The 16,241-nt window shown below is 37.2% G+C and carries 14 protein-coding genes; 3 read left to right on the forward strand and 11 right to left on the reverse strand.

What is annotated here, in order from left to right:
• Positions 1-72: 72 nt before the first annotated feature.
• The 7 genes from VHP32_04560 to rmuC all read right to left on the reverse strand — a co-directional run bounded on the left by VHP32_04560 (position 73) and on the right by rmuC (position 7,414).
• Positions 73-558: a TlpA disulfide reductase family protein gene (locus tag VHP32_04560; GenBank protein ID HEX2787156.1), complete on the reverse strand. Its 486-nt coding sequence runs from the start codon at positions 556-558 to the stop codon at positions 73-75.
• A gap of 208 nt (positions 559-766) precedes the next feature.
• Positions 767-1,798: an NADH-quinone oxidoreductase subunit NuoH gene (gene nuoH, locus VHP32_04565; protein ID HEX2787157.1), complete on the reverse strand. Its 1,032-nt coding sequence runs from the start codon at positions 1,796-1,798 to the stop codon at positions 767-769.
• Positions 1,799-2,093: 295 nt separating this feature from the next.
• The gene (locus tag VHP32_04570; protein HEX2787158.1) at positions 2,094-3,149 is read right to left on the reverse strand and encodes a bifunctional phosphoglucose/phosphomannose isomerase; all 1,056 of its coding nucleotides are present in this window, start codon (positions 3,147-3,149) and stop codon (positions 2,094-2,096) included.
• A 5-nt stretch (positions 3,150-3,154) separates the two neighbouring features.
• Positions 3,155-3,808: a hypothetical protein gene (locus VHP32_04575; GenBank protein ID HEX2787159.1), complete on the reverse strand. Its 654-nt coding sequence runs from the start codon at positions 3,806-3,808 to the stop codon at positions 3,155-3,157.
• A 6-nt stretch (positions 3,809-3,814) separates the two neighbouring features.
• Positions 3,815-5,551 (reverse strand): phosphoenolpyruvate--protein phosphotransferase, encoded by a 1,737-nt coding sequence (gene ptsP, locus VHP32_04580; protein ID HEX2787160.1) that lies wholly within the window; start codon positions 5,549-5,551, stop codon positions 3,815-3,817.
• Positions 5,551-6,048: a DinB family protein gene (locus tag VHP32_04585; protein ID HEX2787161.1), complete on the reverse strand. Its 498-nt coding sequence runs from the start codon at positions 6,046-6,048 to the stop codon at positions 5,551-5,553. The genes ptsP and VHP32_04585 overlap by 1 nt, the downstream gene beginning before the upstream one ends.
• Positions 5,999-7,414 (reverse strand): DNA recombination protein RmuC, encoded by a 1,416-nt coding sequence (rmuC, locus tag VHP32_04590; GenBank protein HEX2787162.1) that lies wholly within the window; start codon positions 7,412-7,414, stop codon positions 5,999-6,001. Before rmuC ends, VHP32_04585 begins: the two co-directional genes overlap by 50 nt.
• A gap of 130 nt (positions 7,415-7,544) precedes the next feature.
• Between rmuC and VHP32_04595 the strand changes: the two genes are divergently transcribed.
• Complete coding sequence (locus tag VHP32_04595) at positions 7,545-8,810, forward strand: NAD(P)/FAD-dependent oxidoreductase (GenBank protein HEX2787163.1); 1,266 nt, start codon at positions 7,545-7,547, stop codon at positions 8,808-8,810.
• Positions 8,811-8,814: 4 nt separating this feature from the next.
• Here the strand turns inward: VHP32_04595 and VHP32_04600 are convergent, their stop codons facing one another.
• The 4 genes from VHP32_04600 to VHP32_04615 all read right to left on the reverse strand — a co-directional run bounded on the left by VHP32_04600 (position 8,815) and on the right by VHP32_04615 (position 14,059).
• Positions 8,815-10,533 carry a glycosyltransferase family 39 protein gene (locus VHP32_04600; GenBank protein HEX2787164.1) on the reverse strand — a complete coding sequence of 573 codons (1,719 nt, stop codon included), beginning with the start codon at positions 10,531-10,533 and terminating at the stop codon, positions 8,815-8,817.
• A 30-nt stretch (positions 10,534-10,563) separates the two neighbouring features.
• Positions 10,564-11,844: a serine--tRNA ligase gene (gene serS, locus VHP32_04605; GenBank protein HEX2787165.1), complete on the reverse strand. Its 1,281-nt coding sequence runs from the start codon at positions 11,842-11,844 to the stop codon at positions 10,564-10,566.
• Between the two features lie 395 nt (positions 11,845-12,239).
• Positions 12,240-13,133, reverse strand: a complete 894-nt coding sequence (gene rfbD / locus VHP32_04610) for a dTDP-4-dehydrorhamnose reductase (GenBank protein HEX2787166.1) — start codon at positions 13,131-13,133, stop codon at positions 12,240-12,242.
• The gene (locus tag VHP32_04615; protein HEX2787167.1) at positions 13,130-14,059 is read right to left on the reverse strand and encodes a carbohydrate kinase family protein; all 930 of its coding nucleotides are present in this window, start codon (positions 14,057-14,059) and stop codon (positions 13,130-13,132) included. The genes rfbD and VHP32_04615 overlap by 4 nt, the downstream gene beginning before the upstream one ends.
• 223 nt (positions 14,060-14,282) lie before the next feature.
• Here VHP32_04615 and VHP32_04620 point away from each other — a divergent pair, with 223 nt between their 5' ends.
• Both VHP32_04620 and VHP32_04625 read left to right on the forward strand, forming a co-directional pair.
• Positions 14,283-15,209: a DUF4835 family protein gene (locus tag VHP32_04620; GenBank protein HEX2787168.1), complete on the forward strand. Its 927-nt coding sequence runs from the start codon at positions 14,283-14,285 to the stop codon at positions 15,207-15,209.
• 184 nt (positions 15,210-15,393) lie between these two features.
• On the forward strand, positions 15,394-16,170 hold the full coding sequence (locus tag VHP32_04625; GenBank protein HEX2787169.1) for an alpha/beta fold hydrolase: 777 nt from the start codon (positions 15,394-15,396) through the stop codon (positions 16,168-16,170).
• Positions 16,171-16,241: the final 71 nt, after the last annotated feature.

Raw genomic sequence — 16,241 nt, forward strand, 5'->3', positions numbered from 1 at the left:
TTTAATTTATGTATCCGGAAATTATCCGGACTGAACGATTAAATATACTTTATAAAACCTGAATTAAGTTTATTAATTCAGATTAGCTTTTATTTCTTCTTCAAATTTTACTTCATCACCCGGAACGTAGCCGAGATGGCGCGCTTTTATCGAACCATCCATACCAATGATTACGGAAAACGGATGACCGCTTCCCTGGTAAGCTTCAAAGATTTTTTCATCGGTATCGAGCACAACCGGGAACTCATATCCGTTTGCAGAAATAAACGAACGGACTTTTGAAAGCGATTTTTGGTTATCGTTATTGACTGCAAGATATGTAAAACCTTTGTCTTTATATTTTGCCCAGATGTCGTTCATATATTTCATTTCATCTTTGCAGGGAGCGCACCAGGTTGCCCAGAACGAAAGCATAACGGGACCCTTTTTTAACAACTCGCTTAATGTAACATCATCACCATTGAGGTCTTCAAGAGTGAAATCATAAAACGACTGCGCTTTAGTTAGATTTACAAAAGCAAAAACTATAACGATTGACAATAAAAATTTCTTAATCATAAAACTTGGTTTAAAACTTTTTAAAAAACAAAAAAAGAGAGATTCTTCGTCGCTTCGCTCCTCAGAATGACACGTGTTTTCCGGGGGATGACCTGCAGAGTTCCCTGCCAGCACCACCGGTGGCATGTAGGGAATGACAATCTCTTTTAACACACCCCGTCTCCGACTTTGTCGGAGCCACCCCTCTCGAGAGGGGAATTTTGAAAAATTATTTTAATAAAAGAACTACTAATGCTGTTACGAATAAATTTAAAAGAGCTATAGGGAGCATCACCTTCCATCCTAAATCCATCAGCTGATCATAACGGAATCGAGGCAATGTCCATCTAACCCAAATAAAGAAAAACACCAGAGCAACAACTTTTATGCAGAATGCCAGCACCTGAATTATGCTTACAAGCAAATCAGGCAATCCGAATGTCTGCAGGTACGGGAACTGCCATCCTCCGAGATATAAAGTTGTTATAACGGCAGATGCAACAATCATTGCAGCGTATTCAGCGAGAAAGAACATTGCGAATTTCATGCTTGAGTATTCCGTGTGATAACCTCCGACGAGCTCCTGCTCTGCTTCAGGGAGGTCAAAAGGCGCTCTGTTTGTTTCAGCGAATGACGCCACAAGGAATATTATGAATCCGACCGGCTGTAAAATGATGTTCCATTGCCAGCCGTATTGGTTTTGAACTATCTGGTTAAGCTCTAAAGTTCCGTTAATAATGATGATTCCAAGCACTGCAATACCCATTGAAAGCTCATAACTAATCATCTGCGCAGAAGAGCGGAGACCGCCAAGAAGCGAATATTTGTTGTTTGATGACCATCCGCTGAGTGTTACTCCATATACACCAAGCGATAGCAATGCGAGAATGTATAAAATCCCGATGTTAACGTTTGCAATCTGCAATTGGATTGTTCTTCCGAAGAGAGTAATTGTATCGCCGAAAGGAATTACCGCAAAAGTGGAGAGCGCGACTACGATGGAAATTCCGGGAGCGAGCGCGTGAATAAACTTGTTAGCTTTTTCAGGAACAATGTCTTCCTTCATCAAAAGCTTTATTACGTCAACGAGGGGCTGTAGGAGACCTTCAGGACCGACACGATTGGGACCGTACCTGTTCTGAACGAAAGCCGAAACTCTTCGCTCAGCATAAACAGAATAAGCAACTCCTGTAAGAATGACTCCATGCACAACCGCAATTTTAACGAGTGTAATTAGTAAATCAATTAACCATTCTGGCATAGTATAGAAATCGAATTATCATATAAAATCCTAAAAAATAAGCAAAAATGAAATGAAGAATTTATGACAGAATGATAATTTAAGATTAAAAAAACTATCCCCGAATTTGCACAAATTTACACAAATTTTTTGAAGGTTATTGTGAATTACGCAGGAGTCCCTTGCAGGAGACTCCTGCGGGAGCAAAAGTAAAAAAAGATGAACACACCCCGTCGCTTTGCGACACCCCTCTCGAGAGGGGAATTATATTTCAATAGAGACGCAAGATGTTGCGTCTCTACGGTAGTTTTAAAAATTATATTTTTGAGAGTTTTTGTTTTAAGTGTTCGATTACTTTGACGGGGGTTGGGTCAACTTTATTTAAGATTGCGAGATAGTAGCTTACCCAGTCGCCGAGATATGCAAGCTCGAAAATTCTTTCGAGACGCGAAGGAGCATCACTGCTAATGTGCATATGGTCGTCCGCAAATTCTTTATAAACCGATCCCGTGATTTCCATTCTTGTCTGAATGCGCTTGTTGTCTTCTTTGTCCTCAAGCATCAGCACATACATTTGTTTCATAAGTTTTTTATTGCAGTGCCAGCCGACAAGTTCGTTATGATTCATTTCAGGATAAAAATTTCCAAAGACTAACTGCTTTGCGTTTTCAGCAATCTGTCCGCGCCAGCGAAGATTGACAATATCAAGAACATCAACGCTTGAATAAATTATAGGAAGCTTGTCTTTTAATTCTCTCGCAATATGAACCGGGCGGTTATCTTTGTTATTAAAATCAGAAAGCTCTTTTGATAAATTTTTAATATGATTGACTGTATCCGCAATTTCTTTTGATTTATCTTCGACGAGCTTAAGCTTCAACATAATTTTTAACACGACAAAGAAAGAATATCCCAATGCGCAGCGGGGCTGAAGTCCGCCGGGGATTTTTATGCAAGGGAGGCCGTTGTCTTTTGCGACCTGCTCGACTTTTCCGCCGCTTGTGATGCAGATGATTTTGCAATTTTTGTTGAGTGATTCCTCGAACGCAGAGTTTGTTTCTTCGGTGTTGCCTGAGTAGCTTGAGATAATCGAAAGCGTTTTATCGCTTGCGAATGCAGGCAGGTGGTAGTTGCGATTGATAAACATCGGAACGGGAAGCTCGTATTGAAGGAAGCTTCTCACGAAGTCTCCGCCGATTGCAGAGCCGCCGAGTCCGTTTAGGATTATGTTATCGATTCCAGTAAAATCATATTTTGATAAATCATATTTGTCAGCGATTTGCACGGCTTCTTCGCATTGTTTTCCGAAGTTTTCCAGAATGTCAAACATATTTGATTTATCACACTCTCTTATTTGGTCGCTTAATAGCATTTAAATTATTTTGTATTTTTTATAAAAATTTTATTTTTGAAAATAACTAAACAATCGATTCTTTTAGAAAATAACTCAACGTTTTGCGTTTGAGTGAATCCACCTATTTGTAGTTTATTCATTATATTATTATCAAAATCGGTATAGCAAAAATTTAAAGATATTCCATTAAACAAAAAACCTTCAAAATATTCATAAGAATCTAACTTTTCAATTTCATTGTTAATTGTTATTAAATTTACATGATTTGGTGTGTAAAATAATTTTAACTCTATTCCATAACGAACCGGCTGTAACCACATTGCATCACCTGTGTAGTCGTAATCTGGACTATATGTCTTGATAGAATTGAATTCTATTTCTGGACCTAAAATTGCTATATCAAATCTACAGTGTGATACTTGAATAGAAAAACCTTTTGATTTATAATGCTTAAAATATTTGTATTCAGTAGTAACTTCTGGTATTTTTACGGGTTCAACGTAATATTTACTTAGTTCAAAAGTTGTATTTAATTGTTTGTTTCCTGAAAATAATTTTTTAATCTCATTATATAATCCACATTTTAAATCACTCTCAAATAAATAATGTAAGGGTACATTTTGAAATTTTTTAATAAAAATCTCTATTGCTGAAGTTAATTTTTCACCTTCTGACAAAATGTATTATTTTTTAAAAGTTTTATTGTAATATTTATTTACTTTTTGCCGTATTTCTTCCTCAGTATCAAGTTCAAGAATTTCCTCGACAAGTTTTTTTGCGTCTTTATATTTAATCGAACGTATGATATTTTTTATTTCAGTGAACTCCGAAGGAGTGACGCTAAGCTCATCTGCACCCATGCCGATGAGGACAATGCTTGCAAGCTTGTAAGACGCCATTTCCCCGCACACAGAAACAGGAATTTTATTTTTATGAGCAATACGGATTATTTTATCGAGAGCGCGGATTACAGCGGGATGAAATTCCTGATAAAGCTGAGAAATGCGCTCGTTACCGCGGTCAACAGCAAGTATATACTGAATTAAATCGTTTGTTCCTATGCTGAAGAAATCAACTTCTTTTGCAAAAGCATCAGCAAGGAAATAAGCCGAAGGCACTTCAATCATAACACCGACTTTTATGTTTTTATCGAAGTTAACATTTTCTTTTTTAAGCTCTGCCTTTGCTTCATCCAGAACTTTTTTTGCTTTTCTGATTTCTTCAACGGAAGAAATCATAGGAAAAAGAACCTTTATGTTTTTCTTTGCGGAAGATTTCAGGATTGCACAGAGCTGCTCTTTGAAAATTTCAACACGGTCAAGACAGATTCTTATCCCGCGCCACCCGAGGTTTGGGTTATCTTCTTTTTGTGATGACGGCAGGAGCTTATCTCCGCCGATGTCATAAGTTCTGATTGTTACAGAGTTCGGATAGGTAACATCGGCAATATGACAGTATTCTTCTACCTGATATTCTTCCGAAGGAAAGTCCCCTGCTTCGAGAAATAAATGTTCGGTGCGGTAAAGCCCGATGTCGCAATGACCATATTTAGTTACAAAATCAATTTCTTCGTCGAACTCGATGTTTGCGGAAAGATTTATTTTTTTGCCGTCGAGTGTTTCATTGGGGAGGTCTATTATTTCAAAAAGTTTTTTCTCGTATGCTTTAACTTCTTTAAGCTTCTCCTGATACTTTTCGATTGTTTTATGTGAAGGATTTGAAATTACAATCCCTTCAAAGCCATCAGCAATAATAAACTCACCGTTTTTTATGTAATCCGAAACATATTTTGTTCCGAGTATTGCCGGAACGCGAAGCGCCCGCGCAATGATTGCGGCGTGTGAAGTAACTCCCCCGACATCTGTTACATAACCCTGAACTTTACGACGGCTGAATAAAATTGTATCTGCAGGTGTAAGCTCATGCGCAACGATGATTGAGTTTTCCTCCACCTTGGAAACAAGCTTCTCGCGTTTCATATTCCGGAGAACGCGGTTGTTAACATCGCGTATATCGGTGAGACGTTCGGTAAGATAGTCATCACCGGTTGCGAGCAAAATATTTTCGAGTTTTTTTATTTCGTCGTTGAAGATATAGCTTGCGGTTCTTCGTTCCGTGATAATTCGTTTTTTAACGCTTTCAAGAAAATGCGTATCGTTAAGGATTTCAATCTGAGCATCGAATATTCTGGATTTTTCCTCTCCGATACGCTCCTGAGAAATTTTATATATTTTTTTTAATTCTTTTAACGAAAGCTCAATGGCTTTTTCAAAATCAAGAAGCTCATTCTCAATGTCTTTTTCACTCTGTTCTGATGGATTAACTAAAATTTTTCCGCGTGAATATGTATAAGCAATGCTTATTGATATGCCCGGTGATGCGGGAATTCCGGTAAATATTTTTTCTGATGATTCCGGCATTAAAGATTATTTTCTCTTATGTATATAATCAAATCCGTTCCCGGTAAATCAGGAACGTCGAACTCTCTTAATATTGTTATAAGCTGTCCCCTATGAAACGTTGAATGGTTCATGCAATGCATAATGGAAAGATAGCGTTTGTTTTTATAATCCTGTCCTCCCAATCCTTTGTAAGAAAACTCAGACATTAAAAATTCTTCATCGTTGGTTGCAATATAATCAACAAAGCGTTCGGACATTTTCAGCATTAAATCCTGCGCTTCAATGAAATCTCCCTTGAAATGATTGCTGGGCCAGTCGGTTGCCGACATTCCAAGCAGACGTTCAAGCCAGATTGCTTCGGCATCCCAGATATGATAGACCGTTTTTCTTAAAGACGGAAAGCTGTTTTTGACGGGTTTATCGAGAAGCTCGTTTCCTATTTCGGAAATTTTCAGACAAAGCTGCTTATTCGCCCAGTGATTGTATTTCGTGTATAGATGAAGTAGGTCCTTCATTGTCATTATTGTTTTCGTTATTGTTTTCCTGTGAAAGCTCTAAAAAATTTTCATCAATGTTTTTGGTTGCTTTTGCCCCCAGACGCTTCAAGTCCTGAACCTGGCTTGTGAGACTTCCTCTTCCCGATGAAAGCTTGCTGATAGCTTTTTCTATAGAGTCACCTGATTTAGAAATTTGTTTCTGAACTTCTTTAAGGTCATCAATGAACAGGCAAAATTTGTCGTAAAGCTGTCCGCCGCGTCTGGCGATTTCAAGAGCATTTTTGTTTTGTTTTTCCTGAGTCCAGATGCTTGCGACAGTCCGCAAAGTTGCAAGAAGAGTCGTCGGGCTTACGATTACGATATTATTGTTAAATGCATCGGTAAAAATATCAGCATCATTCTGAACTGCAAGCGCAAATGCGGGCTCGACAGCCATAAACATCAAAACAAAATCCGGACTTTTCGAGCCGGGAATATCCTGATATTTTTTTCCGCTTAAACCTTTGATATGATTTCTGACAGATTTAAGATGCTCTTTCAGGCATATCTCTTTTTCGCTTTCTGCAACACAAGAAACAAACTGTTCATATGCAGTTAAGGAGACTTTGGAGTCTATTATTAAATTTTTATTATCGGGAAGATAAATAATTACATCGGGACGCAGACGCTTGCCGTCGTCATTAACTGAAGATGACTGAACATCATATTCGCTTCCTTTTCGTAAGCCGGATTTTTCGAGAACGCTTTCGAGAATAAACTCGCCCCAGCTTCCCTGAGTTTTTGAATCTCCCTTGAGAGCTTTTGTGAGGTTGTTTGTTTCTTCTGTTACCTGTTTGTTCAGGTCTTTGAGAAGATTCAGCTGTTCAATTAACTGGCTTCGCATCTTTGTTTCATCCGTGTGGACACGATGAACGGTATTCTCAAAATCTGTCAGCTTTTCGCGAAGCGGCTTTATCAGGTTATCGAGATTGTCTTTATTGAGCCTTGTGAACTTATCACTTTTGTCGTCAAGAATTTTGTTTGCAAGGTTTTCAAATTCTTTTATGAATTTTTGCTGGAGATTTTCAAGTTCGGATTTTTGTTCAGCGAGCTTTGTCTGAAGATTTTCAAAGTCGGCATTCTTTTTTGAAAGAGCGGAATTCAGGTCTATCAGTTTTTCGTTCTGAGAAGCAAGCTGTGATTTTTTTTCTTCGGTATCTTTTTGTAAGAATATGTTTCTTTCTTCGGCTTTTCCGAGATTTGTTTTTATCAGCGTTATTTCTGAATTAAGACGGTTTAATTCATCGGGAGAAATGCCTTTATCAGATGAAAACTTGTATTTTGCTATGAAAAACGCAGCAATTGCCCCTATGAGCAAGCCAATTATTAAGAAAATTATGTCCATATAATTTAATATAATTAGCATTGTGTAAAGATTAAATCCATAAAAAATAAAGGATACATAATTATTAATGAATATAAGCTTAAATAAAAATTTACGATTTTTATAGTATAACTGATTAATATACCGGTTTATGCCTAAGCAAAAAGAAGTTGTGATTATTGGTGCGGGATTTGGCGGACTACAGGCAGTAAAGAAATTATCGAAAGATAAATCTCTCAAGATTACTTTAATCGACAGAACTAACCATCATTTATTTGCTCCGCTGCTTTATCAGATAGCAACCGCAGTGTTGAGTCCTGCCGACATTGCAATACCTGCAAGAAATCTGACAAAGGGGCTGAATAACGTAACGGTAATTATGGAAAACGTTACGAGAATAGACATTGACAAGCATGAAGTTTTTTTTAACAATGCTTCGATTCATTATGATTACCTGATTCTTGCGGCAGGAATGCGGACAAGTTATTTTGGTCATGATGAATGGGAGAAACATACGCTTGGATTGAAAAATCTTGTTGATGCGCTTAGAATAAGAAAACAAATTTTGTTTTCATTTGAAGAAGCAGAAAACCATCCGGAAAAAGCAAGCGAGCTTCTGAATTATATTATTATCGGAGGCGGACCGACGGGTGTTGAGATGGCAGGTTCGATAGCAGAGCTTTCGCATACAATCATAAAAAAAGATTTCAGAAAAATTGATACAAGCAAAGCAAAGATTACTTTGATTGAAGCGGGACCAAGACTGTTGCCGACTTTTGATGAGAAGCTTTCAGAATATACAAAGAAATCTCTTGAAGAGCGGGGTGTAAAAGTTATGGTGAATACGAGGGTAGAGAACATCGAGCAGCATAAGGTTTTTATACAAGGTGATGTTTTGCATTCACATCTGATTATCTGGGCAGCGGGAGTAGAGCCGGTGCCTCTTATACAGGAGTTGAAGCTGCCTCACGACAAACAGAAAAGAATTATCGTAAACCAGTATTGCTCGGTTGATGACCATCCCGAAATTTTTGTAATCGGAGACATTGCGCATTTCGAACAGGACGGAAAGCCGTTGCCGGGACTTTCACCCGTTGCGATGCAACAGGGAAGATATGTTGCAAGGTTAATCCTGAATGAAGTTAAGGGTGAAAAAAGAAATAAACCGTTTCATTATGTTGATAAAGGAACGATGGCGACAATAGGAAGAAAAGACGGAATTGCAGAATCAAAGGGATTAAAGTTTAAAGGATTTATGGGATGGCTTTTGTGGCTGTTTGTTCACTTGTGGTATCAGGTGGGATTTAAAAACAAAGTATCGATTTTAGTAACGTGGATTTGGAGCTACCTTACGTTTGGGGCAAGCGCGAGGGTGATACAATCGCCAATAGATTCAAAGGACAGGTTTGCGTTTTGAAAGTTCATTTTATGAAATGAGTCCGGCTATCGCTTTCGATGTTGCTGCCCCATAGTTCGTAGCCGTGGTATTTCATGAGGAGGCGGTAGCCGTCAGGGATGAACGAAGTTGATTCAAAGTATGTGCCGCGGTTTATGTTGTCCTTCTCTATTATTATATAATCATAATTATTTTTTAAGCTGTCCAATTTTGCTTTTGCGAGCAAAGGGTTTTCATTCAGCTCTACGAGATTCCATTTATATCCCCTATTCCAATTCATGTCAACTCCATTAAAATAATAACTTAACTGTGGATTGTACTTATAGTTGGGCGAAACATAAATGAATTCGCTTACATTCTTTTCGTCGAGATAGTTTTTTATGTTTGAAAGCTTGAAGCTATTTTCGAACGCAGGCGGATTGAAGAAGAGAAAGATGTTGTTGAAGATGAAAAATAAAAGAGTGAAGGCTGTGAGAGTGTAAGGTGAGATTAGTTTATCAAAATTTATTTTGTCTTTTTTTGTCAGTAAATATATGCATAGAGCTATAATGAGAATTATTGGAATGCTGATTAAAAGATTGATAGTGATTAAAGATAAGAAAGATCGTTTGTAATCACCGAGGAAAAACCAAAAAATGTTGAAGAGCAATAAAATAAAAATGTTTCGCCTGTCTTTTTCTGACCAGTGATTGTTGAGAATGAAGCTTGCGGTTATGATTGTGAAAGCGGGGAGAAATAAGAATGCGTATGGTTCGAGTTTGGTTTTAAAAAAAGAAATTAAGATTAACGGGATTAGAAACCATAAGTGGATAAATAATTGCTTCCAGTTATTCTGTATTTTGTTTTTGTAATCATAATAAATTGAATAGAAAACAAGAATTGCAAACGGGAAAAGGGTTAAGAGATAGTTGATATAGAAAAAGATTCCGCTGGGTTTTGTGTTATCATCGACTCCTTCAACTGCACGTTGATAGATATGAAAACCAAAAATATATTGGATGAAACTGCCGCCGTATTTTTCGAGCACGTGATAATGCCATGGGAGCGCGATTAGTAAGCCGGTGAAAGAAAGAATAAGAATTCCGGTAAAAATTTTTTTCCTGTTTAAATTGTTTTTGTGAAAGAATAAAGTGACGAGAAAGCAAATTAAGATTAAAGGGACGATAAAGCCGACAAGTAGCTTTGTCATTAATGATAAACCGAAGCAGATTCCAGCAAAGAAAGTGTGTTCGTATTCCGAAGTTTTTAAAAATTTCACGATGAAATAAAATGGCAGCAGAATGAAAAACAGAACGGGGATATCGAGTTGAAATCTTTTTATGTAGATGCTGAATAAGACAGATGAAGAAAAAATTACCGCCGAGAGAAACCCTGTTTTGAAATCGAAAAGCTCTTTGCCGAGCATTGTTATGACGATGACGGAAAGAAGTCCGAAGATGAATGGAATTAATTTTAAAATCCAGTCGTGCAAGCCGAATGCCTTAGTTGCGAAATATCCAAGCCAGACAACGAGAGGAGGCTGTGAGCCCGAGTCCATGCCTGCGACGGAGTGCTGTGCCTGATCCCAAAAATCACCGTTGAGATAAATTGAATTAACGCGGGCTGCATACATGCCTTCATCCCACGGCTGAATGTCATCGAATCCAATAGCAGGTAGCTTAAAAAGCGTTAATAGTAATAGAAGAAAAAATAAACAAGTCTTAGGATAATTTGTGGGATAATTTGTGATGTAATTCCAATTCAAGTCGTTTGTGTTGAATTAAGAATTAAAAATTTATTCTATTATATCGAACTTGGTATAATCTCTTAAAACTTCAGGGATAATTATTTTGCCCTCTTTGGTCTGGTTTGCCTCGAGAAGCGCGACCATCAAGCGTGACGTTGCAAGTCCTGAACCGTTCAATATATGGACAAACTCTGTTTTTGATTTTGCATCAGGTGAATTTCTTTTGAAACGGATTTTTCCGCGACGCGATTGAAAATCGGTGCAGTTGCTGACTGAAGATGCTTCAAGCCATTTGTTTTCTGCATAAGACCAGACTTCAAGGTCATAACACTTACTTGCGGCAAAGCCGAGGTCGGCGGTGCAAAGCTCGAGGATACGGTAATGAACGTTCAATGCTTCGAGAATTCCGGTTGCATGACAGAGCATTTTCTGAAGCTCTTCATAAGAATCTTCGGGCTTGCAGAAATTTATAAGCTCGACTTTGTTGAACTGATGAACGCGCAGAAATCCTTTTGTGTCTTTGCCGTAACTTCCTGCTTCGCGGCGGAAGCAGTTTGTAAATCCGCAGTATTTTATAGGAAGTTCTTCGTCTTTTAAGATTTCATCGCGGTGAATATTTATAATCGGAACTTCAGCAGTCGGAATTGCAAACAGGTCATCTTTTTCCATGTGATACATATCTTCTTCAAATTTCGGCACTTTCTCGGCGGCTTCCATAGAAGCACGGTTCACGAGAACGGGAGTGAGAACTTCGCTGTAGCCGTTTTTTGTGATGTGAGTATCGAGCATGAAATTCCAGAGAGCGCGTTCGAGAGTTGCGCCTTTGCCTTTATACAGAGGAAAGCCGCTACCTGAAATTTTTGTGCCGCGTTCGAAGTCGAGAATGTCGAGAGACTTTCCAAGCTCGAGGTGGTCTTTGGGCTTAAAGTCGAATGTTTTCTTTTCTCCCCAGACTTTTGTTTCGACGTTATCGTCGGCAGACTTGCCAATGGGAACATTATCTGCCGGAAGAGCAGGGAGGTTTCTTAAAATTACATCAATGTCGCCGTCAAAATTTTTCAGAGTTTCATCGAGCTGTTTAATTTCTTCGCCGACTTTTTTCATCTCTTCGATTTTTGCAGAGCCGTCCTGTTTATTTTTTTTCATTACGGCGATTTCATCGGAAACTTTATTGCGAAGCGCTTTCAGCTCGTCTGCTTTCTGCATCAGCTTTAAACGTTCTGTATCGATTGCAAGAATTGCATCAATTTGTGATGCGTCCTCGTTTCTTGTTTTCAGTTTTTGTTTTACAGTATCGGGATTATCTCTTATTAGTTTTATGTCGAGCATATATTAGTATTCTTTATTCAAAATATTAAAAAAGAGATTCTTCGCTTTGCTCAGAATGACACATAATAAAATAATTAAAACAACATAACGTTGACCCTGAAACAAGTGACCCAAAGGGTACCCCAGGGTGACAGTGGTGGGTTTAACACACCCCGCCGCTTCGCGGCACCCCTCTTGAGAGGGGAATTTTTATGTTCTTCCCCTTAATACTGGGATTCCCGCCTTCGCGGGAATGACTTCAATTTTTATTTTAGGGTGATAAGAGTATTTACTTAACACACCCCGCCGCTTCGCGGCACCCCTCTCGAGAGGGGAATTTTTATGTTCTTCCCCTTAATACTGGGATTCCCGCCTGCGCGGGAATGACTTCAATTTTTTAGAATGAGAAAAGAAATTTAATATCCTAATTGAACTTTTAATAACCTTAATGCTTCAAGCGAGTCCATCGGCTTGAAGCCAAGCTCGGTTTGAGCTTTGAGTGTTACAAGCCCTGAGTTCAATGGTCTCGGAGCAGGTTGATTCAACTCTGAAGTTAGAATTTTTGAAACCAAAGCTTTTTTGAACTTGAATACTTCACAGACTTTCATAGCAAAGTTGTATCGAGAAAGTATGTCGCGACCTGCAATGTTGTAAATCCCCGTGCATCCTTTTTCTATAGCTTTAAGGGTTCCATAAGCAAGGTCATCGGAAATTGTAACGTTTCCAATCTGATCTGTCACGATGTTAACGGGCTGTTCGTGTTTTAATTTATCAATCATCCAGAGGGCAAAATTCGGTTTTATGTTATTACCGATTCCAAACAAAACCATAGTTCGTAAAATCAGATAATTTATTCCGCTTGTTATGAGAGCATTTTCGCTTGCAAGTTTTGAACGACCATAAAACGAAATCGGATTGGGTTTATCTTTTTCCGTATAGGGTCCGTTTTTTCCGTCAAAGACATAGTCGGTTGAGTAATGAACAACCTTTGAGTTATTGCTTCGCGCCGCAATGATTAAGTTTTTCACAGCATCAACGTTTACTTTCCAGCAAAGCTCGCGCTCTGTTTCACACTTATCAACGTCGGTATATGCTGCGCAGTTAATAATTACTTTTGGTTCATAAAACCCGATTAGTTTTTTTACGTCTTCTTTGTTCGTAATGTCGAGCTTTTCATATTGATGTCCAAGATCAATAAGCGGAGCCGGTTCGATTCCGCTTGTTATTAACTGATGGTCTGATTCACGCGTGAAAATTGATATGATTGTTTGTCCTAATAATCCGTTTGCACCTGTAACAAATATTCTCATTTTAATTTTTTTAAGTCTCCTATTCCCTGTAAAGATGTCTTATATGATGCTATCCTGTTTGCATAGTGCATGCTTTTTGTGAAGTCATTGTTTTTTGAATAATCCAGTGTGAACGCAGAAGCAAAAACATCACCACAACCTGTCGCATCAAGATAATGAGGGTTGTCGATTGCGCATATATCCTGTTTGTCGAGGTCAATGAATTTTTCATTATTAAAAACTTTTTCTTTCATAGTGTAGCCGGATAAACCATCTGCTCCGCGTGTTACGATTAACCCTTTGACATCCTTCCTTGAGTTAATCAGTACTTCTTCCGCAATATGATATTCTTTCCTTTTCTCTTTTGTGAGAACTTTGATTTCGTGTTCATTCATCTGTAAAGTTGTAACGCTTGTGCACCATTCAAGCCAGTCATCGTTATGGATATAAGTTCTGGAACCGTCTTTATGAGTCTGCATAACAAGATTATGAACATCAAGATGAATTTTTTTTGTAAAGTTATTTTTAATCTGCTTCATTGTATCTAACGTTATGTCGGCACCTGAAATCATATTAATTAAAACCGCATCAGCAAGCTCAAGAAATGGTTTTATTTTTTCAAATTCGATACTTAGCATTGGCGATGTTGAAGATTCCTGCCGTTCAGATTTTGTTGTATCAGTATAATCCAGATTGACCTGTCTTGTCGGGAATTTAGTTTTATTAATGCCGGTAGTATTAATATTCGGATAATCACCTAACAAAGAGATAATATTGTCATATTCATCTTCACCCGCGTTCATAACAGGATATATAACATCATTTTTATCTGCAAGAACAGACATTGCTATGAGGGAATATATAATTCCTCCAAAGCTTTTAAATGTATCACCGTTTTTCTTGATGACAAAATCAACACAAGGTTCGCCGATTACAATGTAATTCAATTTAAATATGTATTTAATTCTGAAATTTTTTAATTGCTTTTAGCAAATCGAATATTAAGAAGAAACTTTTACACGCCAAAACACTATAAATAATAGTTATAGTATAAAATTAGCTTAAAATAAGCATTAATTCTGCTTAAAAAACGGTTTAGTTTAAACAGTTCAAATAATAAATGAATTGAAAATATTATCTATAAAGACAATTTTAATTTAAAGAAATCGAATGAAATTATTTTTCAATCATAATATAAAAAAATTATCACTTACGGTTTTTGTATTTTTGGTGTTCGGAGCATTACAAAATACATATTCACAGGATTTGCTTGCAATTGTTAATGTTAATGACCAGACTCTTCCTATTGAAGCCCGCGAGCGTCTGAAACAATTTAAAACTCAGGTTGAAGATTATCTTAACCGTAACAAATGGCATGATGAACCGATACCTCCTGTCAAATGCACGTTTGAATTTAACTTTACAGGTACAAACGGATTTGACCAATATAATACGCAGTTATTTGTGGTTGCACAGAGGGAAATTTACAGAAAAAATAAATCAGACCCGATAAAATACACAACAACATTAAGAATACTTGATGAACGTGTTAATTTTAATTATTCACGCTCTATGCAGTTCATGAAAAATGACGTTATATTTGACCCTCTTTTAAGTCTGCTGAATTACTATGCATATCTTATCATCGGATTTGACGAAGATTCTTATTACCCCAAAGGAGGCACAAAGTATTTTCAAAAAGCTCAGGATATTTGTAATAAACTAATGACCGACAAAACCGGATGGACTGAAACAGGCGGCGGTTCCAAACCATCAAGATTACAGCTTGTTCAGGAACTAACCAATCCGAGATTTGAAGATTTCAGAAAAAGTTATTTCGAATATCATTGGATGGGGCTTGATTCGCTTGCACTCAACAAAACCAATGCATATCAATATATTTTGAGAGCGGTTGAGAAAATTTCTGTCATAAAGAAAAAGGAAATTAAGGCATTTAATGCGGATATATTTTTTGATGAAAAGAGTGTAGAAATTGCAGAGACATTTCTCGATTACGGAAGCAAATCGGTTTATGATAAACTAATACAATATGACCCGACGCACCAAAATACTTATATAGAATATAAGAACCGGTGATGTCTCAAATTGTGAAGCTGTGAAATGTGAAGAGCCAATTTTTTAATAAATTTGTTTTTCTCACCTCAATAATTTTAATTTAATAATTTTAATTTAATTTTATAGATTTATGGTGCAGATTGAGCTGTTATCATTAAAAATCCCCAACAGATACGGTGATAATCTTATAACCGATTTTCGTTTTATGAAAACACGGCTTGATGATTTGATGCCTCTTGTAATTTTTTGTCACGGGTTCAAGGGATTTAAAGATTGGGGCTGCTTTCCTTATATGCTTGATAAAATCGCAGCTGAAGGAAATTTTGTTGTGAGCTTTAATTTTTCATACAATGGGGTTGGAGAAGAAGGTAATGAGCTGACAGAGTTTACGCGCCTAGACAGATTTGCAGAAAATACTTTTACGCGTGAGCTTGAAGATTTGGAAAGTGTTATTGATTATCTTGAAAATCACCGTGAAAAGTTTTTATATGATTTAAATAAAATTATTTTAATCGGACATTCACGAGGCGGCGGCATTGTTATATTACAAGCTGCAAAAGACAAGAGAGTAAAAAAACTGATTACGCTTGCGTCTGTTTCAACGTTTGATAGATATTCAGACCGTTTGAAAGAAGATTGGAAGAAAAAGGGTTACTGGGAAGTGCAAAATTCGAGAACCGGACAAATGATGAGAATGAATGTATCAATTCTTGAAGATTTTGAAAGAAATGCCGAAGCATTAGATATTGAAAAAGCTGCCGGAAAAATTAATATCTCGTGGTTAATAATTCACGGCACAGAAGATATTTCGGTAGATTATTCAAGCGCAGAAACCCTTCATACACTTTGCCAAAACGGTAATTCCGAACTAAAATTGCTGGAAAATACCGGACACACCTTTGGAGCAGTTCATCCATTTCAAGGAACTACACAAAAACTTGAGGAAGCTATTTTATTAATAAATGAATTTATAAAAAATTAGCTCTTGATTAATAGAAAAGTATTTTCTATTTTGCTGTAGTTAAACATACGACAATTTTTAAGACATAATAT

The organism is Ignavibacteria bacterium (genome assembly GCA_036262055.1).
Classification (GTDB): Bacteria; Bacteroidota; Ignavibacteria; order Tepidaquicellales; family Tepidaquicellaceae; genus DATAJP01.